The 20,488-nt window shown below is 64.0% G+C and carries 16 protein-coding genes; 10 read left to right on the forward strand and 6 right to left on the reverse strand.

Annotated elements, in window-relative coordinates:
- Positions 1-12: 12 nt before the first annotated feature.
- The 3 genes from DFO68_RS08910 to DFO68_RS08920 all read right to left on the reverse strand — a co-directional run bounded on the left by DFO68_RS08910 (position 13) and on the right by DFO68_RS08920 (position 6,062).
- On the reverse strand, positions 13-3,195 hold the full coding sequence (locus DFO68_RS08910; RefSeq protein ID WP_133483306.1) for an efflux RND transporter permease subunit: 3,183 nt from the start codon (positions 3,193-3,195) through the stop codon (positions 13-15).
- Positions 3,195-4,493 (reverse strand): efflux RND transporter periplasmic adaptor subunit, encoded by a 1,299-nt coding sequence (locus tag DFO68_RS08915; protein WP_133483307.1) that lies wholly within the window; start codon positions 4,491-4,493, stop codon positions 3,195-3,197. The genes DFO68_RS08910 and DFO68_RS08915 overlap by 1 nt, the downstream gene beginning before the upstream one ends.
- An 87-nt stretch (positions 4,494-4,580) precedes the next feature.
- Positions 4,581-6,062 carry a TolC family outer membrane protein gene (locus DFO68_RS08920; protein ID WP_133483308.1) on the reverse strand — a complete coding sequence of 494 codons (1,482 nt, stop codon included), beginning with the start codon at positions 6,060-6,062 and terminating at the stop codon, positions 4,581-4,583.
- Positions 6,063-6,223: 161 nt separating this feature from the next.
- Between DFO68_RS08920 and DFO68_RS08925 the strand changes: the two genes are divergently transcribed.
- The 8 genes from DFO68_RS08925 (at position 6,224) to DFO68_RS08960 (ending at position 15,771) form a co-directional block, all read left to right on the forward strand.
- A complete protein-coding gene (locus DFO68_RS08925) occupies positions 6,224-7,147 on the forward strand; it encodes an alpha/beta fold hydrolase (protein WP_133483309.1) in 924 nt (307 codons plus the stop codon).
- Between the two features lie 91 nt (positions 7,148-7,238).
- Entirely contained in the window at positions 7,239-8,363 is a 1,125-nt protein-coding gene (locus DFO68_RS08930; protein WP_133483310.1) for an ABC transporter permease, read from the forward strand.
- On the forward strand, positions 8,360-9,166 hold the full coding sequence (locus DFO68_RS08935; protein WP_166637546.1) for an ABC transporter ATP-binding protein: 807 nt from the start codon (positions 8,360-8,362) through the stop codon (positions 9,164-9,166). Before DFO68_RS08930 ends, DFO68_RS08935 begins: the two co-directional genes overlap by 4 nt.
- A gap of 2 nt (positions 9,167-9,168) precedes the next feature.
- Complete coding sequence (locus DFO68_RS08940; protein ID WP_133483311.1) at positions 9,169-10,107, forward strand: MlaD family protein; 939 nt, start codon at positions 9,169-9,171, stop codon at positions 10,105-10,107.
- Entirely contained in the window at positions 10,104-10,727 is a 624-nt protein-coding gene (locus DFO68_RS08945; protein WP_133483312.1) for an ABC-type transport auxiliary lipoprotein family protein, read from the forward strand. The genes DFO68_RS08940 and DFO68_RS08945 overlap by 4 nt, the downstream gene beginning before the upstream one ends.
- Before the next feature lie 76 nt (positions 10,728-10,803).
- The gene (locus DFO68_RS08950) at positions 10,804-11,880 is read left to right on the forward strand and encodes an HlyD family secretion protein (RefSeq protein WP_133483313.1); all 1,077 of its coding nucleotides are present in this window, start codon (positions 10,804-10,806) and stop codon (positions 11,878-11,880) included.
- Positions 11,877-14,645, forward strand: a complete 2,769-nt coding sequence (rbbA, locus tag DFO68_RS08955; protein WP_133483314.1) for a ribosome-associated ATPase/putative transporter RbbA — start codon at positions 11,877-11,879, stop codon at positions 14,643-14,645. The genes DFO68_RS08950 and rbbA overlap by 4 nt, the downstream gene beginning before the upstream one ends.
- A gap of 1 nt (position 14,646) precedes the next feature.
- Entirely contained in the window at positions 14,647-15,771 is a 1,125-nt protein-coding gene (locus tag DFO68_RS08960) for an ABC transporter permease (RefSeq protein WP_133483315.1), read from the forward strand.
- An 86-nt stretch (positions 15,772-15,857) separates the two neighbouring features.
- On the opposite strand, the gene DFO68_RS08965 is transcribed toward DFO68_RS08960, so the two are convergent.
- Positions 15,858-16,844: a lipid A deacylase LpxR family protein gene (locus tag DFO68_RS08965; protein WP_133483316.1), complete on the reverse strand. Its 987-nt coding sequence runs from the start codon at positions 16,842-16,844 to the stop codon at positions 15,858-15,860.
- A 281-nt stretch (positions 16,845-17,125) separates the two neighbouring features.
- Here DFO68_RS08965 and DFO68_RS08970 point away from each other — a divergent pair, with 281 nt between their 5' ends.
- Positions 17,126-17,437, forward strand: coding sequence for a YqfO family protein (locus DFO68_RS08970; RefSeq protein ID WP_133483317.1), 312 nt, complete (start codon positions 17,126-17,128; stop codon positions 17,435-17,437).
- 91 nt (positions 17,438-17,528) lie between these two features.
- On the opposite strand, the gene tal is transcribed toward DFO68_RS08970, so the two are convergent.
- On the reverse strand, positions 17,529-18,479 hold the full coding sequence (gene tal, locus DFO68_RS08975) for a transaldolase (RefSeq protein ID WP_133483318.1): 951 nt from the start codon (positions 18,477-18,479) through the stop codon (positions 17,529-17,531).
- A gap of 545 nt (positions 18,480-19,024) precedes the next feature.
- Between tal and DFO68_RS08980 the strand changes: the two genes are divergently transcribed.
- A complete protein-coding gene (locus tag DFO68_RS08980; protein ID WP_133483319.1) occupies positions 19,025-19,780 on the forward strand; it encodes an SDR family NAD(P)-dependent oxidoreductase in 756 nt (251 codons plus the stop codon).
- A gap of 22 nt (positions 19,781-19,802) precedes the next feature.
- Here DFO68_RS08980 and DFO68_RS08985 read toward each other — a convergent pair whose 3' ends face one another.
- Positions 19,803-20,360 (reverse strand): NUDIX hydrolase, encoded by a 558-nt coding sequence (locus DFO68_RS08985; protein WP_133483320.1) that lies wholly within the window; start codon positions 20,358-20,360, stop codon positions 19,803-19,805.
- Positions 20,361-20,488: the final 128 nt, after the last annotated feature.

Below are 20,488 nucleotides of genomic sequence, written 5' to 3' on the forward strand. Positions count from 1 at the left end.
TTGCCTCAGGCTTCAAGGCTGGTCTGTACCTGCCACCTGGCGATGCTCTCCGCCACCTCCCAACACCTTGCGCTGCAGCCAGTCAGAAACCACCGCGATCATGGCATAGAAGGTCGGCACGAAGAGACTTCCCAACATCGCCACAGCCCCCATGCCCATGGCAACGGTGGTGCCGATATGGTGGCTACTGGTATCGCTCGCCCCAGTGGCCAGTGCCAAAGGCAGGGTGCCGAGGATGAAGGCCAGCGAGGTCATCACGATGGGCCGGAAGCGCAGTTGGGCCGCCGTGATGGCCGCCTCGCGGATCGACTTGCCCTCCTCCTTACGCTGCAGCTCGGCAAACTCGACGATCAGGATGGCGTTCTTGGCCGCCAGCCCCACCACCACCAGCATGCCGATCTCCACGTAAACACTGATGTCGAGCCCACGCAGGGCGATGCCGCCGATGCCACCGAGGAACGCAAACGGGGTCGCGGTGAGCACCGCCAGCGGCAGCGACCAGCTCTCGTACTGGGCCGCCAGGATCAGGAACACCATCAGCAGACCAAAGACGATCGCCAGATTGGCAGTACTGCCCATCTGTGTCTCCTGGTAGGCGGTGCCGGTCCAGCCCATGCCCCAGTCGCTGCCCAGGGTCTGCTGGACGATCTCCTCCATGGCGGCGATCGCCTCGCCGGAGCTGTAGCCCGGTGCCGGGCTGCCCTGGAACTGGGCGCCCAGATAGACCCCGAAGCGCGATACCACCGTCGGCTTGGCCTGGCGCTCGAGGGTCACGAACTCCGAGAGCGGGATCCGCTCGCCGTTGCCGCCGCGCACATAGACGTTGTTGATGTCGTCCGGGGTCCGGCGAAACTCGTCCTCGTTCTGCAGGTAGACCTGGAAGTTGCGGTTCTGGTAGCTGAAGTAGTTGACGAAGCCGTTGCCGAAGGTATTCGACAGGGTAGCGTTGAGGTCTTCCAGCGCCACACCGTAGCTGAGCGCTTTCTGCTGGTCGATCTCGGCCCGGTAGCCCGGCACGTTGACGTTGAAGGTGGTGAACACCCGCTGCAGGGCCGGATGCTCGTCCGCGGCCTGCATCACTTTCATCGAAGCCTGGAACAACTCCTCGGAATTCGCCCCCTCGAAGGACTGCAGGTAGCCGGTAAAGCCCCCGGTGGTGGAGAGCCCAACGATCGGCGGCATGTTGAAGGCCATCGCCGAGCCGCCGGGCACCTGGGCGCCGAGCTGCATGATCCTGCCTACCAGCTCTTCGGCAGTGAGCTCGCGCTCGTCCCAGGGGTCCATGTTGATGAACATCACGCCCCGCGCGGTGTTCACGGCGCTAGAGAGGATGTCATAGCCGGCCACCGCGGAGCTGTACTGGACCCCCTCAATCGCCTCGACGCGGCTGCTCAGCTCGGCCATGTAATCCTGGGTGCGCGCCAGGGAGGCGGAATCCGGCAACTGCACGCTGGCCAGCACGATGCCCTGGTCGGTTTCCGGCACCAGGGACGAGGGCGTGATCTGATAGAGCCACCAGGAGCCACCGATCACCAGCCCCGTTAGCAACAGCGCCAGGCCCCAGAAGCGCACCAGGGCCTTGACCACCCACATGTAGGCAGCGGTGATGGCGGCGAACAAGCGATCGAAGAGACGCAGCGGCGTGTAGACAGCCCGCATCAGCCTTGATTGCCCCACCGTCGGCTTGTGCTTGATGAAGATCGCCGACAGGGCCGGGGTGAAGGTCAACGCCATCAGCGCCGAGAAGGTCACCGAGATTGCCACAGTCAGCGCGAACTGCTGATAGATCTGGCCGGTAAACCCGCCCAGGAAGGCTACCGGCACGAACACCGCCGCCATGATCAGCGAGGTGGCAATGACCGGGCCGCCCACCTCCTTCATGGCGCGGATAGTGGCCTGGGTGACGGTGATCTCCTCGTCCTCGCTGAGCACCCGCTCGACATTCTCCACCACCAGGATGGCGTCGTCCACCACGATGCCGATCGCGAGCACCAGGGCGAACAGCGTCAGCAGGTTGATGGAGAAGCCGAAGGCGAAGAAGCCGGCGAAGGTCGCCAGCACCGAGACCGGCACCACCGACATGGCAATGATCGTGAAACGCCAGTTCTGCAGGAACACGAACAGGATCACCGCAACGATCAGGAAGGCCTCGATGAAGGTTTTTATAACCGTCTCTACCGAGGCATCGATGAACAGCGTGGTGTCATAGGGCACCACGTACTCCAACCCCGGCGGGAAGCGGCCTTCCAGTTCCTCCATGGTCGCCTTGACGGTTTCGGCCGTTTCCAACGCATTGGCGCCGGGCTGCTGATTGATGATGATCGGCGTCATCGTCGCGCCATTCAGGCGCGCATCGATAGCATAGAAGGAAGCACCCAGCTCGATACGCGCCACATCCTGCAGGCGCAGCGACGAGCCATCCGGATTGGTACGCAGGAATATCTCGCGGAAGTCGTCGACGTCGCTGAGTCGTCCGCCCGCGGTGATGGTGTAGGTGAAAGCGCGAGGGTCCTTCTGCGGCGTGGCCGCTAGGCTGCCCGCTGGCACTTCAGTGTTCTGGGCACGGATGGCGGCAGCTACCTCGGTGGGGGTCAGATCGTACTGGGCCAGCTTGTTCGGGTCCATCCAGATGCGCATGGCGAACTCGCCGCCGCCCAGCACCTCGGCATTACCAACACCTGGTACCTGGCGCAACTCGTCGAGAATGTTGAGGGTGGCGTAGTTCTGCATGTAGATGCGGTTGTAGTCACCCTCTGGAGAGATAAGCGCCACCAGCATCAGGATCGAGCTGGAGCTCAGCTCCACGGTGACGCCCTGGTCCTGCACCTCCTCGGGCAGCTGCGACAGCGCCCCCTGGACGCGGTTGTTGACGTTGATGGTATTGATGTCGCCGTCGGTGCCGATGTTGAACGCCACGCTGAGGCTCATGGTGCCGTTGTCGGCGCTGGTCGAGGTCATGTAGAGCATGTTCTCGACGCCGTTGATCGCCTCAGCCAGGGGAGCGGCCACCGTCTGGGCCACGGTCTCGGCATCGGCGCCGGGGAACTGGGCCTGCACCGAGACCGTGGGCGGCACCACACTCGGGTACTGCTCAATTGGCAGCACCCGCATGCTCATCACCCCAATCAACGTCAGGATGATCGCCAGCACCGTGGCGAAGACCGGCCGCTGGATGAAGAAATTGGAGAACGGCATCAGCTGTCGCCTCCGTCGGCCTTATCAGACGCTGCCTCGGCGCCGGACGCCGTATCAGCCTGGCCACGCTGTGCGTCGGCACTTTTGGGCGCGCCAGCACTCTGCTGCCGCTTCCCGGTCTGCATGGCGCGCTCCATCAGTGCCTGGGCGTCGCCATTGAAGGGCTGGGGATCGATGGCCGTGCCTGGTTCGATGCCGGCGAGGTTGCCGACCACCACCCGCTCGCCAGCTTCAAGGCCGCCGCGGATGATCTGCCAGGGACCCGCCACCTCGCCCAGCTCCACGGTGCGGGCCCGGGCAACATTCTGCTCATCAAGCACGAACACCTGGGGGCCCATCAGTCCCTGGCCGATGGCTATCTCGGGTACCGCCAGCACGTTAAAGCGCTTGAGACCCTTCAGGCTCACCTGCACGAACTGGCCGGGCAGCACGCGACCCCCCGGGTTGGCAAAGGTGGCACTGGCCTGGACAGTGCTGGTAGCCTCATCTACCCGAGAGCCTAGGAATTCGAGGCGCCCCTCTAAGGTGGGGCTCTCGCCCTCGGAACCTTCCTCACCGGGCACGCGAAGCACGGCGGTGATCGTCTCGACGGACTCCTCGCCTAGCTGGCGGCGCAGGGCGAAGGCGTCCTCCTGGGGTAGCTGGAAGCGAACCTCGATGGGATCGAGGGGCGTGATGATGGCGAGTTCAGTGCCCGGGTTGACCAGGTTGCCGACATTGACGCGGCTGAGGCTGATCCGGCCCGACACCGGTGCGGTCACCTCGGCATAGTCCAGGTCGATCTGGGCGCTGGCAAGGGCGGCCTCGGCCTGGGCGACCCGGGCCTGGGCAACACGCATATCCGCCAGCGCTTGGTCGTACTGTTGCCGACTCACCGAGTTCTGGCTCAGCAGCCGCTCGAAACGCTCAGCATCCCGCTGGGCCCGGGCCAACTCGGCGCGAGCGCTCTGCAGATCTGCCTCGCGCTGGTTGACCACGGCCTGGTAGAGGTCCGGCTCGATGGTGTAGAGATTCTGCCCCTCTTCCACCAACTGACCGGGCTCAAAACGGCGCTGCTCGAGGAAACCCGTGACACGGGCCACCAGAATGACCTCTTTATCGCTGCGCAGCAAAGAAGGGTAGGTCTTATCCAAGGGGATATCTTGGCGGGCGATGGTCGTCACTTCAACCGGATGCGGCGGCTGCTCCTGGTTGCCGGCAGCCTGCTGGGGGGCTTGCTCCTGGCCACAGGCAGCCAGCAACAGGGCCGCGGCAAAGACGAGCAGGTTCGTCCGGCCGTGTCGGAAAAACATTTTCATAGTGTCGGTCGTTCCCGTTGGCGTCGTCAGAGGTAAACAAATCCTACATCCATACATGTATGGATGTAAATTTTAGACTGCTAAACATCATTCCCGGGGAAGCGGCGGCACCCCGATATCCATCGCCCGATCGTAGCGGCTGCCGGTGTTGACCTCCGGCAGGGTGAAAGCGACAGGGTCGCCGTCAAGCCAGGCGTTGACCTCCTCGAGGGCGGCAACGTCCAGGGTGCCCGCCTGCTGGCGAAGCGTGAGCAGGTCGATCACGTAGTCGTAGCGCGCCTCGGCGTAGTTGGCCACGGCCGAGTAAAGGTTCTGCTCGGCGTTGAGCACATCGACGATGTTACGCGTGCCTACCTCATAGCCGGCACGGGTGGCCTCAAGCGCGCTGCGGTTGGAGACGATGGCCTGCGCCCGCGCCTCGACGGTGAGGACGTCGTTGCTGACCTGCGTATATCGGGAACGTACCTGCTGGATGGTGCTGCGCCGCTGGTCCTCCAGGTTATACTGGCTCGATTCGAGGTCGAAGGTGCTCCGCCGAATGTCGGCGCTGGTGCGCCCCCCGGTGTAGAGCGGCAGGGAGACACTCACGCCGAGCTGCGAGCGTGAGCTCTTGTCGTCGTAGCTCTGGTTGTTGCCATCGCTGTAGCGATAGTTGGCGAAGGCCTCGACGACCGGTAACCGCTCCGCCCGCGAGATCGACAGCTCGTCGCGCGAGATCTCCACGCCGGCCTGCTGGGCCAGGATCAGCGGGCTATTCTCCATCGCCAGCGCGACCCACTGGTCGCGCCCGCTGGGGCTCGGTGGCTCGACGGGAAGCGCCGCCTGCAGCGACTCGATACTCTCGTAGCGCTTCCCGGTCAGGCGTTCCAGCGCCTCGAAATTGACTTGCAGATCGCTCTCGGCCGCGATGCGTTCAGCACGGGCCTGGTCGAAGCGTGCCCGGGCCTCCTCCACATCGGTGATGGCGATCAGCCCCACCTCGAACTGCTCCCGGGTCTGTTCCAGCTGTCGACCGATGGCCCGCTCCTGGGCGCGCCGCGCCTCGAGTACCTCGTAAGCCCGCAGGATCTCGAAGTAGGCCGAGGAGACGTCAATCAGCACCTGCTGCTCGGTGGCGGCCAGTTGGTAGATCTGCTGGTCAAGGGCACTCTCGGCGCGGTTGACTTCGCGACGGTTGCGGGCATCAAACAAGGCTTGGGTAGCATTAAGCGAGAGACTCGTCGTAGTGAAGCGATCATCCTCGACGCCCAAGCCAGATGTTGACGTCACGCCACCTAAAGCGGAAAGATCGCTCGAGGTCGAGGTCGAGCTTGAACTCGAGTCAGCCTGATAGTCACGTGTCTGAGTCACGTCACTGGAAACATCGACCTGAGGTAGCAGGTCTGCGCGCTGCACATCCCGCCCCGCCGCGACGCTGTCGGTCTGTGAACGGGCCGCAGCCAGCTGGGCATTGTACTCCAGGGCGTCGCGGGTGATGGTCAACAGGTCGGCCGCCTGCAGGGGCAAGGCGAAGGTCGACGCGATCAGTGCCGGCAGCAGGGCACGACGCAGGGTGCGGTGAGGTGTCATCGAGTCATCCTCGGGTTCTGATCGGACAGCTTACATACATTGTCGCATGTTTCGATGCTGAATCCCATTGCCGGGACATCGGGAAATGTGGATGCTACCTGAAAGGCTGGGCAAATTCCGCTATGCCGTCCTGCAGCATAGGCTACTGAGAGAGAAAATCCATGGACGCTCTGGAACTCGTCAGGGTAAGGGAGCTGGAGATTGCCGTGCGCATCTGGCACCCCGAGGCGCCGCGCACCGTTGTCGCCTGGCACGGCCTGGCCCGCCACGGCGGTGACTTCGAGGACTTCGCCCGCGTGCTGGGCCCCGACTGGCGGGTCCTGGCCCCGGACACACCAGGACGCGGCCTGTCGAGCTGGTCGCTCTACCCCGCCCACGACTATCTTTACACCCACTACATGAAGGTAGCAGTGGCGGTACTCGACCACTTTGAGCTCGCGCAGGTGCCCTGGGTGGGCACCTCCATGGGCGGGCTGATCGGCATGTTGCTGGCCGCCGAGCCCGAGACGGCATCGCGCATCGAGCGCCTGGTGCTCAACGACGTGGGCCCGGAACTCGATCCCGACGGTCTGGCGAGCCTGGCCAGCTACTTCGGCGTGCCCCACCGCTTCTTTCGCTTCGGCGAGCTCGAGGCCGAGCTCAGGCGCCACTACACGGGTTTCGGCATCGAGGGCGACGACGCCTGGCGACGCCTCGCCCTGGGCAGCGCCCGGCGTCTGCCCGACGGCAGCTGGACCTACCACTATGATCCGCGTATCGGCGAGCAATTCGTCCACGACACCCCCCGGGACACCTGGGCCGACTGGGCGGCGATCCGCTGCCCGCTGATGGTCGTGCATGGCGCGGACTCACCACTGCTCAAGGCCGAAAACGTGATGCGCATGGCCAAGACACAGCCCGGCCTGGTCAGCCTCGAGGCGCCCGGTTGCGGCCACGCCCCGATGCTCGACCGGCCAAGCCAGGTCCGCCCCATCGCCGATTTCCTCGAGCAGCCCCAGCGCGGCCTGTTGCCTGGTTCCGCCGGCAGGGTCTCGAGTTGGTGGCAGCGGGGGCTACGCTGGCTCAAGGCGATCGGCGCAGGCTGAGCTGAAATCAAAGCCTGATATAACGCCGCATATAAAGGGACTCAAAGCTGATACCATCGGCTACCATGACACACCCGAGACGCCATTGCCCATGACCGAGCCAGGCCACATCAACCAGCAGGACGGCCGTCTGGCCATCGCCGGAGACTGGACCCTGGTGCACTACGCGCCCCTGAAGCGCCAGGTCGAGCACCTGGCGCAGGCCCGCGAGCCCTCCTCCGAGGGGGTCGACCTCGAGCGGCTCTCCGCTCTGGATACCGCCGGCGCCGTGCTGCTGATGGAGCTAGTCGGCGCCGGACCGCTCGCCGCGATCGACGACTGGGCCCCCGACCTGCCGGCGAGCCGCCGCGCCCTGCTGCGCACCCTGGGCGAGGCGATGGCCGACAATCGGCCGCCCGAAGCGCGCCGCGTCCGGCCGCTGAGGGACAGCCTGGCGCGGACCGGCCAGCTCGTCGAGGGGCTCTGGCAGCAGCAACGCCAGCTGCTCGGCTTCATCGGCCAGGTGCTCGCCACCCTCGCCATCACCGCCTGGCGGCCGGGCCGATGGCGCCTCACCTCGGTGGTGGCCCAGCTGCACCAGACGGGCCTCAACGCCCTGCCCATCGTCGCCCTGCTGACCTTCCTGGTGGGCGCCGTGATCGCCTTTCTGGGCGCCACGGTGCTACGCGACTTCGGCGCCACCATCTACACCGTCAACCTGGTCGCCTTCGCCTTCCTGCGCGAGTTCGGTGTGCTGCTCGCCGCCATCCTGCTCGCCGGTCGCACCGCCAGCGCCTTCACGGCCCAGCTCGGCGCCATGAAGGCCAACGAGGAGCTCGACGCCGTGCGCACCCTCGGCCTGGACCCCATCGAGCTGCTGGTGTTGCCGCGGGTGCTGGCGATGATGCTGACCTTGCCAATCCTCACCTTCGTGGGCATGCTCAGCGGCATCCTCGGTGGGGCCCTGGTCTGTCTGCTGGCCCTAGACATCTCCCTCACCCAGTTCCTGGCTATCCTGCAGCGCGACATCCCCCTCGAGCACTTCCTGGTAGGGCTGTCCAAGGCGCCGCTGTTCGCCTTCCTGGTGGCGGTGATCGGCTGCCTGGAGGGCTTCAAGGTCAGCGGCAGCGCCCAGTCCGTGGGCGAGCACACCACCTCGAGCGTGGTGCAGTCGATCTTCGTGGTGATCCTGCTGGATGCGGTGGCGGCGCTGTTCTTCATGGAGATGGGCTGGTGAGCGAGGCATGCACCTCAAGGGACGAAACGCCACTGATCCGGGTCCGCGGGCTGGCCAACCGCTTCGGCCAGCACAGCGTCCACGAGGAGCTCGACCTCGACCTCTACCCGGGCGAGATCCTCGGCGTGGTCGGCGGTTCGGGCACCGGCAAGTCGGTCCTGCTGCGCAGCATCGTCGGCCTGCTGCGGCCCAGCGCCGGGCAGATCGAGGTGTTCGGCGAGGACCTCCTGGGTCTCTCGGCCCGGGAGCGCTCCCAGGTGGAGCGCCGTTTCGGGGTGCTCTTCCAGCGTGGGGCACTGTTCACCTCACTGACCCTGCAGGAGAATGTCGCCCTGCCGCTGATCGAGCATATCGGACTCTCCCGCGCCGATGCCGAGACCCTGGCCCGGGTCAAGCTGGCGCTTGCCGGCCTGCCCGGGGAGGCGGCGATCCAGTATCCTGCCGAGCTCTCCGGTGGCATGATCAAGCGGGCGGCCCTGGCGCGCGCCCTGGCGCTCGACCCGGAGGTGCTGTTTCTTGACGAGCCGACGGCGGGCCTGGACCCGATCGGCGCAGCGGCCTTCGACCGCCTGATCCTGACCCTGCGCGACGCCCTGGGGCTGAGCGTCTTCCTGGTCACCCACGACCTGGACACCCTCTATACCGCCTGCGACCGGGTGGCCGTGCTGTCGCGTGGCCGGGTGTTGGTCGCCGATTGCCTTGACGTCGTCTCGGCCACCGACGACGACTGGATCCACGACTATTTCCATGGCCCCCGAGGCCGCGCCGCCCAGCGGGCGGCCCACCCGGTGGAGGAGCCCTGACGATGGAACCCCGCGCCCACCACGTGCTGATCGGGCTGTTCACGGTGATCACCCTGGGCAGCGCGCTGCTGTTCGCCCTGTGGCTCGGCAAGTCCAGCGTCGATCGCGACTATGCCTGGTACGAAGTCGGCTTCAACCGCGCGGTCAGCGGGCTCTCCGAGGGCAATGCCGTCCAGTACAGCGGCATCGAGGTCGGCGACGTGGTCAGGCTGCGCCTCGACCCCCGGGACCCGCGCCAGGTGAGGGCGCTGATCCGTGTCTACAGCGACGTCCCGATCAAGCAGGACACCCGCGCCAGCCTGGCGCTGGCCAATATCACCGGCACCATGAACATCCAGCTCTCCGGCGGCACACCCCAGAGTCCCCGCCTGGAGGGCGACCGCGCGGATCCCCCGCTGATCCAGGCCGAGCCCTCGCCGCTGAGTTCGCTGCTCTCCAACAGCGAGGAGCTCTTCACCCAGGTGGACCGGTTGCTGACCAACGCCAACCAGCTGCTCTCCGATGAGAACGCCGAGCGCCTGACGCGCACCCTGGGCAACCTGGAGCTCGCCTCGCAGTCGCTGGTCGATCAGCGCACCACCCTTGGCGAAGTAATGGCGCGCTTCGGTGAGGCTGGCGAACAGCTCAAGGCTTCCCTGCAGGGTTTCAACCGCCTGGGCGAGACGGCCAACGCCTTGCTCGACGAGCAGGGCCGCGCGACCCTGCAGAGTGCACGGCGTGCCATGGCCTCGCTGGAGGCCATTACGGCGCGAATCGATCGCCTGACCCATACCCATGAAGCTTCGCTGGCCCGTGGTCTGCAGGGCGTGGGCGAGCTTGACCCGGCCATGCGCGAACTGCACGCCGCACTGCGCGCCCTCAACCGCCTGGTGCGAGACCTGGAGGACAATCCCGCCGCCACCCTGCTGAACCGCGACGCAATCCAGGAGTTCACCCCATGATCCTGCGCTTCTCGCCACGCCTTGCCGCGGCACTGCCAACCCTGCTGATGGCTCTGCTGCTGGCGGGCTGCAGCCTGCTCCCCGAACAGCAGCCGGTACGTTTATTCATGCTGCCTGAACCGACACGTTCGGTAGCTTCCGATGTAACCCACGACCTAACTCTGCGGGTCGATACCCCCAGCGCCGGAGCGCCACTGAATGGACAGCGCCTGCTGGTCATGCCCTCCCCCGGGGAGTTCCAGGCCTATGCCAGGGCCCGCTGGCGCGACGATGCCCCACAACTCCTGCGCGACCACCTGCTCGCGGCTTTCCGCCTCGATGGCCGCCTGGCCGCCGTGGTGGACGACACCAGCCGGGCGCGCAGCGACGCTGCCCTGGCGAGCCACCTGGGAGCCTTCCACAGCCGCTACCGCGAGGGCACGCCCGAGGTGGTGCTGCGCCTCGAGGTCCAGCTGCTCGACGAGGGCAGCCGCGAGGTGCTGGCCAGCCGCCGCATCGAGGCGGTGGTCGCAAGCGATGACGACAGCCTCGAGGCCGTGGTCGATGCCTTCGGTCGCGCCGCCGACCGGGCTGCCTTCGAGCTGGTCGACTGGACCCTGGCCCAGCTTGCCACGTCATGATGGCCATCCCATCGATGCAGAGTCTCGATACGTAACGTTAGCCGCTTAACCAACCATCAATCGTGGATGCGACAATATGAAGACAAGCCATAAAAGCAAGCTGATCAAGGGCCTGGCGGCCATTGCCGCTGTTGGCATCGCGGCCTGGCTGGTCTGGCGGGAACTGCAGCCCGAGGGCCCCGGTGAGGGCATCACCAGCGGCAATGGGCGCATCGAAGCCACCGAGATCGATATCGCCACCCGGGTCGCCGGCCGCCTCGACGAGGTACTGGTCGACGAAGGAGATTTCGTGGAGCCTGGCCAGATCGTCGCTCGCATGGATACCGACACACTTGAGGCCGAGCTGGCCCAAGCCAGAGCACAGAACCGCCGAGCCGAGAATGCCCTGGAGACAGCCCGAGCCATGGTCGCCATGCGCCAGAGCGAACTTGAAACCGCAAGAGCCGTGGTCAACCAGCGCCAGGCAGAGCTGAACGCCGCACGCAAGCGCTACGAGCGCTCAGCCAGCCTGGTGGAGCGCAATGCCATCTCTCGGCAACAGTTCGACGACACCCTGGCCGACTACCAGAGCCAGCAGGCCGCCCTGGCCTCGGCCAATGCCCAGGTGCTCTCCGCCCAGGCCGCTATCCGCGCTGCCGAATCTCAGGTCATCGAGGCCGAGTCGGAGGTGGAAGCCACCCAGGCCGCGATCCAACGTATCGAGGCCGACCTGGAGGACAGCAAGCTCAAAAGCGACCGCCTGGCCCGCGTACAGTTCCGCGTGGCCGAACCCGGCGAGGTGCTGGGTGCCGGGGGCAAGGTAGTCAATCTGGTCGACCTCACCAAGGTCTACATGACCTTCTTCTTGCCCACTCGCGAGGTAGGCCGGGTTGCCATCGGCGACGAAGTGCACCTGGTGCTGGATGCTGCCCCGGACTATGTAATTCCCGCCAGGGTCAGCTTCGTATCCAGCGTGGCCCAGTTCACCCCCAAGACCGTGGAAACCGAAAGCGAACGGCAGAAGCTGATGTTTCGCGTTCGCGCCCAGATCGATCCGAACCTGCTGCTCGAGCATATCGATCAGGTCAAGACGGGCCTGCCCGGTATGGCTTACCTGAAGCTCGACAGTGACGCCACCTGGCCCGAACACCTCAAGGTCAATGTCATTCCATGAACCAAGAGACGCAGCTCGTCGCCCAAGTCAGCACGCTTACCTTGCGCTACGGCCGCACCATAGCCCTGGATGCGCTGGACCTGGCCCTGCCGGCCGGATGCATGGTCGGGTTGATCGGCCCGGATGGCGTCGGCAAATCCAGCCTGCTATCGCTGCTTGCTGGCGCCCGCAAAATCCAAGAAGGCACGGTCACGGTGTTGGGCGGAGAGATGAGCAACAAACGCCATCGCAACGAGGTCGGCCCGCGCATTGCTTACATGCCACAAGGCTTAGGCAAGAACCTCTATCCGACACTCTCCGTCGAGGAGAACCTGCAGTTTTTTGGCCGTCTATTCGGCCACGGTGCCAAAGAACGTCGGCGTCGCATCGACGACCTGACCCGCAGCACCGGGCTACTCCCCTTCCTCGAGCGCCCCGCCGGCAAGCTTTCCGGCGGCATGAAACAGAAACTGGGGCTATGCTGCGCGCTGATCCACGACCCTGACCTGCTGATTCTCGACGAGCCCACCACCGGGGTCGACCCGCTGGCCCGCGCCCAGTTCTGGGAGCTGATCGCCCGCATCCGCGGCGATCGCCCGCAGATGAGCGTGATCGTCGCTACCGCCTACATGGACGAAGCCCAGCGTTTCGACCAGCTAGTGGCCATGGACGCCGGCAAGATACTCGCCACCGGTTCTCCCCAGGAACTACTGACACGCACCGGCAGCGACTCATTGGAAACCGCCTTTATCGAGCTGCTGCCGGAAGAGAAAAAGCGTGGCTACAAGCCGGTGGATATCCCACCGCTGGAACTGGATGACGGTGAAGCCGCCATTGAGGCTCAGGAACTCACCATGCGTTTCGGCGACTTCACCGCCGTCGACCATGTCAGTTTCCGTATCCGGCGCGGCGAGATATTCGGCTTCCTCGGCTCCAACGGCTGTGGCAAGTCGACCACCATGAAGATGCTCACCGGACTGCTGGCCGCCAGCGAGGGGCGAGCCTGGCTATTCGGTCAAGAGGTCGATCCTCACGACATCGCCACCCGCCGACGAGTCGGCTATATGTCGCAGGCCTTCTCGCTGTACGGCGAACTCACGGTCCACCAGAACCTCGTGCTGCATGCACGCCTATTCCAGATCGCAACACAAGATATACCCGCAAGAGTCGCCGAGATGGTCGAGCGTTTCAGTCTCGGCAATGTTCTCAATGCCCTGCCGGAAAACCTGCCACTAGGAATTCGTCAACGGCTTTCTCTAGCGGTCGCGATGGTTCACAAACCCGAGCTACTGATTCTTGACGAGCCCACCTCTGGGGTTGACCCCATTGCCCGGGATGCTTTTTGGCGCCTACTGATTGAACTGTCGCGCCACGACCGGGTAACAATCTTCATCTCCACCCACTTCATGAACGAGGCCGAGCGCTGCGATCGTATGTCGATGATGCACGCAGGTAAGGTTCTGGACAGTGACACCCCGGCGGCGCTGGTCGAAAAGCGCGGAGCGGCGACGCTGGAGGACGCCTTCATCGGTTATCTGCTCGAGGCTGGCGCCGATCAGGAGAGTTCCACACAGGAGACCTCGCCCCAAGAAGCCGTCTCCCCCTCGGATACCCCACTCATCGCCAAAGAGACGCATCACGGCGCACCACGCCACCGACGCTTCAGCCTGCAGCGGTTGCTCAGCTATATGTGGCGCGAAACCCTGGAGCTGCGCCGCGACCCGGTGCGCGCCACCCTGGCGCTGGTCGGCTCATTGATCCTGATGTTCGTGATAGGGTTCGGCATCAGCCTGGATGTCGAGGATCTCAACTATGCCATCCTCGACCGGGACCAGAGCTCCCTCAGTCACGATTACGCGCTGAACCTATCGGGTTCGCCCTACTATTTCAGCGAACGCCCACCGCTTGAGGACTATGCGGAGTTGGATCGGCGTATGCGCAGCGGAGAGCTGGCCCTGGCGATCGAGATTCCCCCGGGGTTCGGTCGCGACCTGGTGCGCGGCCGTCACGTCGAGATCGGGGCCTGGATCGACGGCGCCATGCCTCAGCGCGCCGAAACCGTGCAAGGCTATGTACAGGGCATTCACCAGCATTGGCTTCAAGAGCGGGCAAGGCAATCTGGAGCGGCGATGGAAGCCGCAACTGTCAATATCGAGAACCGCTACCGTTACAATCCCGACATTCAGAGCCTGCCAGCAATGGTTCCTGCCGTGATTCCACTGCTGTTGCTGATGTTGCCAGCAATGCTCACGGCACTCTCGGTGGTGCGTGAAAAAGAGATGGGCTCAATCATCAACCTTTATGTCACCCCTGTCACCCGCGCCGAGTTTCTGATCGGCAAGCAAATTCCCTACATCGGCTTGGCAATGGTCAATTTTTTATTGATGACCGGGCTGGCGATCACATTGTTCGGCGTACCGATCACCGGTAGCTTCCCGACCCTAGCGCTGTCGGCCCTGGTATTTTCCATCATCGCCACCGGCATGGGCCTGCTGGCCTCGACCATCACCCGCAGCCAAATTGCCGCCATGTTCTTCGCTATGATCGGCACGCTGATTCCCGCCATCCAGTTTTCGGGATTAATCGATCCGGTCTCGTCGCTGGAAGGCACCGGACGCTTCATCGGCAATATTTATCCAGCCAGCTACATGTTCACCATTAGCCGCGGCGTATTCAGCAAGTCCCTAGGGCTAGGTGACCTTATCGGGTCGTTCCTGCCGATGCTGCTGGCGGTACCGGTGATCATGGGAATGGCGATCGTCCTGCTGAAGAAACAGGAGAGCTGACATGCGCAGGATTGCAAACATTTACCGCCTGGGCATCAAGGAATTCTGGAGCCTGTGGCGCGACCCGATAATGCTGGTGCTGATCGTCTACGTATTCACCCTTGATATTTACACGACCGCCACGGCAATGCCCGAGACGCTGAACAACGCGCCTATCGCTATCGTCGACGAGGACGACTCACCGCTCTCTACCCGGATCGTCTCGGCCTTCTACCCGCCGCAGTTCGTGCATCCGGAAATTATCACCTTCCAGGAAATGGATCCCGGACTGGATGCCGGAAACTTCACCTTCGCGCTGGTCATTCCGGCCAATTTCCAGCGTGATGTACTGGCGGGACGTACGCCCGACCTTCAGCTCAATATCGATGCCACGCGCATGAGCCAAGCCTTCGCAGGCAACAATTATGTCCAACAGATCGTCATGGGAGAGATCAACGAGTTCGTGAAGGGTTATCGCGCTAGCACTGCCCCTCCCGTCGAACTGGCACTACGGGCGCGCTTCAACCCAAATCTGGAACAATCTTGGTTCGGCTCGCTGATGTCTATCATCGACAACGTCACGATGCTCTCGATCATTCTGACGGGGGCGGCGCTGATCCGCGAGCGCGAACACGGTACCATCGAGCACCTGCTGGTGATGCCAGTGACACCAACGCAGATCATGCTGGCCAAGGTGTGGTCGATGGGGGTCGTGGTCTTGCTGGCGGTGACGTTATCACTGACCTTCATCGTACGCGGCCTGCTTCAGGTACCGATAGAAGGCTCGGTAGCCTTGTTCCTGGCTGGTGCGGCCCTTCATCTGTTCGCTACCACCTCAATGGGCATCTTCCTGGCGACACTGGCCCGTAGCATGCCCCAGTTCGGCATGCTGATGATCCTGTTCCTGCTACCGCTGCAGATGCTCTCTGGTAGCGCCACGCCGCGCGAAAGTATGCCTGAACTGGTTCAGAACGTGATGTTGCTAGCACCTACGACCCATTTCGTCGAGCTGAGCCAGGCCATTCTGTTTCGCGGTGCCGGCATTGATGTGGTCTGGGAACAGTTTCTAATGCTATGGGTGATTGGCAGCGTGCTATTCACCATCTCACTGACCCGTTTCCGTAAAACCATTAGCCAGATGGCCTGAAGAGGCCGACAATCCTGCTTGCCTGCTTGGAAATGCTCTCAGGGCCGACCTAGCCACGGGAGCTTGCGAGCCCTAATGGTTCCAGTTCAAAACCAGCGCGACAGCATAAAGGAGCCGACGGTGTCTTGTGACTCCTGCCGGGTGAATTCATCGGTGCGCAAGGCATAGGAAAAGGAAAGCTGCCAGCGGTCCCAGGTCAACGCCAAGCCGGCAAGAGCATCGCCTACCCACTCCTCACGTTCCACCGAATGGCTTTGCGTAAAGGTATTGCCGTCGAGCAGAAGATTGTGGGCCATGTAGCGGCCTTCAAGCGAAGCAAAGGCATACCAGCTAACGTCCTGACCGGGACGGAAAGAACTCCAACTCCCTTGGGCAGGGGCAATGGCGGGAATTCCCAGACTGCGCTCGAGGTTCTCTCCGAAACGCAGCCCCAGTCCGGTCGACGCATAGGTATACAGGTTCCCCAGAGAAAAACCGGCTGTAGGCCCATACTCCACCTGATAACCATCAATACTGAACCTGTCGAGCCAGGCGTGCTTGTAGGCAAGGTTGACGACCGGCTCATTATCGAGTTGGTGATCCCAGCCCCGCGGTTCGGTGGACGAGACCAACTCATGAAACTCACGTTGGATCCACTCGGCACCGGAGGCTGGTCCAACGATGCCCACGTCCATGTTGAGACCTCTGACTTCGCGCCAACCACGGTGCGAGATCTGATCGAACAGCGAGACTCCTGCGAGAAGAAGCCCTGCATAGGGGCGGTCATCCTCTATCAGCGACGGAGTGCTGATATCATTCGGCGTATATATCTGATGGGTAAGCCGGTATGCCCCACTCTCCACGTGACTTCCTCGCCAGCCGGGCAACCGTTCGGCTAGCCTGCGCAGCCAGTGATTATTGCCCGGCTCAAACGACCAGATAAGCTCGACCCCGTTGGAATAATGACCGTCATCGCCACTATTGGAGTAGACATCGTTCTCGGACTTGAGCGTCAAGAGCCCCGACCCAACAGCCGAGAGCGGCATTGATGCCACCAACAACACTGACCACCACACCGCTCCCCTGGTTTGCATGCAATGTCCCTACCCGGCACCCGTAACAAACAACCATGAATGTATGTTCAGTAAACCTAGCAACACCGCCCATGAGGGTCAATGTCCTATTGGTTACCGCTCACTTCTTTTTACAGACAATCAGCATCGCGACTTCCCGGTGGTTCACGACCTCAGCATGGCCATATCCACCGCCACGTAGTCGTGACCCGCGCTTGCCGATGTGATGGTCGCAAAGGCTGACGATTTTGCCTTGATATGGCACAAGGAGGGTACACCCACAGCAGAGAAGAGCCGGAACCATGTACAAGCTGGCATTTTTCGTCCCCTTGGCCAACGCCGAGGCCGTCAAGGACGCCATCTTCGCCACCGGCGCCGGGCGCATCGGCGACTATGAGGCGTGCTGCTTCCAGACCCGGGGCACGGGTCAGTTCAGGCCGTTGGATGGGGCCGACCCGCATATCGGACGGGTCGGCGACCTGAAACACGTGGAAGAGCTCAAAGTGGAGCTGGTCTGCGAGGATGCGTTGATCCGCGAGGCAGTGGCGGCGCTGCGCCTCGCCCACCCCTACCAGGAGCCAGCCTTCGACCTCTGGCGGCTGGAGTCGCTGTGAACGACACGGTCACAGAGGAGCGGATCGCCCGCCCGGACCTCCTGATGCTCGATCACCGCTTGCCAGTCGGCGGAAGCTGACGGCCTACCGCTCAGCTCAGACGCTCGGCGAGGCGCGCCTCCAGGGTGCGCTGGTCCTCGTCGAAGCGACGGATCCCCTCGGCCAGCTTGTCGTTGGCCATGGCATCCTGATTGTGGCGCCAGCGGAAGGTGGGCTCGTCGAGAGGCATGGGGCGCTCCCCGGCAGTGGGAATCGTCACCGCCGGGGCCACCTCGCCCTCCTCCGCTGCCAGCTGCTCGAGCAGTGCCGGTGAAATGGTCAGCCGCGGGCAGCCGGCCAACGCCAGCACCTGGCCGACGGTGCGAAAGCTCGCTCCCATCACCACGGTGTCGTAGCCACCGTGACCGACCCGTTCGCAGACACTACGTACGAAGCGCACACCCGGATCCTCCTCTGGCGGGTAGTCGCGGCCGGTCACCTGCTTGTACCAGTCGGTGACCCGTCCGACGAAGGGTGAGACCAGGAATACGCCGGCGTCGAAGCAGGCTTGGGCCTGGGCGTCGCTGAACAGCAGGGTCAGGTTGCACTGGATGCCCTCGCGCTCGAGGCGCTCGGCGGCGCGAATGCCCTCCCAGGTGGAAGCCAGCTTGATCAGCACGCGATCTCCGCTCACGCCGCGCCGGTCGTAGTGCTCGATCAGCTCATGGGCCTTGCGCACGCTGGTCTCCTCGTCGAAGGAGAGGCGCGCGGCCACCTCGGTGGAGATGCGCCCAGGAATGTGCCGGGCGATCTCGGCGCCCATGGCCACGGCGAGGCGATCCACGGCGTGCTCGACCGGGGCCTGCCGGTCCGGGTATTCGGCCTTCACGGCGGCGAGCTCCTCGTCGATCAACGCCTGGTAGCCAGGCAGGTCGAAGGCCTTGAGCAGCAGCGAGGGATTGGTGGTGGCGTCATGCGGCCGATAGCGCTTGATGGCGTCAAGGTCGCCGGTATCCGCGACCACCAGAGAGTGGCTCTTCAGGCTGTCGAGTTTGGTCGTCATGGGGGGTTCCTCTCTTGCGGTGCAAGGCATCGTGCCATGGAATCAGCTAATGGAATGACGCTCGGCCAGGCACCGGCGATAGCGGTCATGGACCTCATCGTAGGCGGCGACACTGGCCGGGTCGGGATCGGCTTGCGAGCTGTGTCGAGATGCACCAGGCGCGTGCAGAGCTCGGCCAGCTCGCCGTCGCCGGCCTGGGACCGAAGCGCAGGCTCAGGGTGCCGGCTTCCACCGCCCGGGTAGAGGTTGGCCGGGGGCTGTTGACGCTGATGAGGCCGTCAAGGCTGGCGTATAAGTTAGCCCCATGACAGTGTCGTACACCACTGACGCAGGGGAATGGGCGTAGATGCTACCCGAGGTGCCGAAACCGGCGAGCCATAAATTGAGGTAATCATGTCCCATTAGACCACGTGCATGATACCGGGGCCACTGCCAGCACAAGGCTCGCCTCCCTGGCCGGGCATGACCTGCGGGTGCTGGAGACACCTTGATATACGGCCTATGATGGAGGATTTAAGACACCATTACTTCGAGGAGGAGTCCCCATGCCCATCGCCATGATCACCGGTGCCACCTCCGGCTTCGGTCGCGCCGCCGCCCGCCGCTTCGCCGCCGCCGGCTGGTCGCTGATTCTCACCGGCCGCCGCAGCGAGCGGCTGGAGGCTCTGAAGCAGGAACTCGGCGACAGCGTGGAGGTGCTGACCCTCACCCTGGACGTGCGGGACGCCGAGGCGGTGGCCCGCGCGGTCGAGACGCTGCCCGACGAACTTGGCCAGGTCACCTGCCTGGTCAACAATGCCGGCCTGGCGCTGGCGCCCCAGCCAGCCCAGGAGGTAGACCTCGCCGACTGGCACACCATGATCGACACCAACATCACCGGGCTGGTCAACGTCACCCATGCCCTGCTGCCGCGCCTGATCGCCACCGGCGCCGGGGCGAGCATCATCAACATCGGCTCGGTGGCCGGCAGCTGGCCCTATCCCGGCGGCCACGTCTACGGCGCCACCAAGGCCTTCGTCGAGCAGTTCGGCTACAACCTGCGCTGCGACCTGAAAGGCACCGGGGTCAGGGTCACCGACATTGCGCCGGGGATGGCCGAGACCGAGTTCACGCTGGTGCGCACCAAGGGCGACCAGGCCGCCTCGGATGCCCTCTACCGCGGCACCACGCCGCTGCAGGCCGAGGACATCGCCGAGCAGATCTTCCACGTGGCGACACTGCCAGACCACATCAACATCAACCGGCTGGAAGTCATGCCTACCCGCCAGACCTGGTCGCCCTTCACCATCGATCGGGACTGAGGGGGATCAGGCGCTGCCCCCGTCAGGCACTGCCAACGTAGCGTTCGCGATCCTCGGCGGTGATGTCGCTGACGTGCAGCGGAAAGCTGGCATCCCGCCGATCATCGTAGAAATGCCGAAGAGTGCGCTCGATGGTCGGGAAGGCGAGCTCGTCCCAGGGAATCTCGTGCTCCTCGAACAGCGCCACCTCGAGGCTTTCGGGCCCGGCCGCGAAGCCGCCGGCGAGATCGGCAAGAAAGATCATGTAAACCTGGTCGATGTGCGGCAGGTTGATCAGGGTATAGAGCCCGTGGATCGTAACTTCGGCACAGGCCTCCTCACGGGTCTCGCGGGCGGCCGCCTCGACGGTGGTCTCGGCGTTCTCCATGAAGCCCGCCGGCAGGGTCCAATAGCCCTTGCGCGGGGAGATGGCCCGGCGACACAGCAGCACCCGGCTGCCGCTGACCGGCAGGGTGCCGGCGACGATGCGCGGATTCTGGTAGTGGATGGTGCCGCATGCGTCACAGAAATAGCGCGGCCGGTCGTCCCCCTCGGGGATTGCGAAGCGCACGCGATGGCCACAATGACTGCAGAAGTTCATGGCGCTCCCTGGCAGGCTAGCGGGCGGCATGACTAAAGTGGACCCCACGGTCAAGACAGAATTTGCCTGAGTTTAAGCTAATGCCTCGGCCATGTTCGCAGCGGCACAGCGCTGCCCTGTTGCTTCGT

Source organism: Halomonas ventosae (genome assembly GCF_004361885.1).
Lineage (GTDB): Bacteria > Pseudomonadota > Gammaproteobacteria > Pseudomonadales > Halomonadaceae > Halomonas > Halomonas ventosae_C.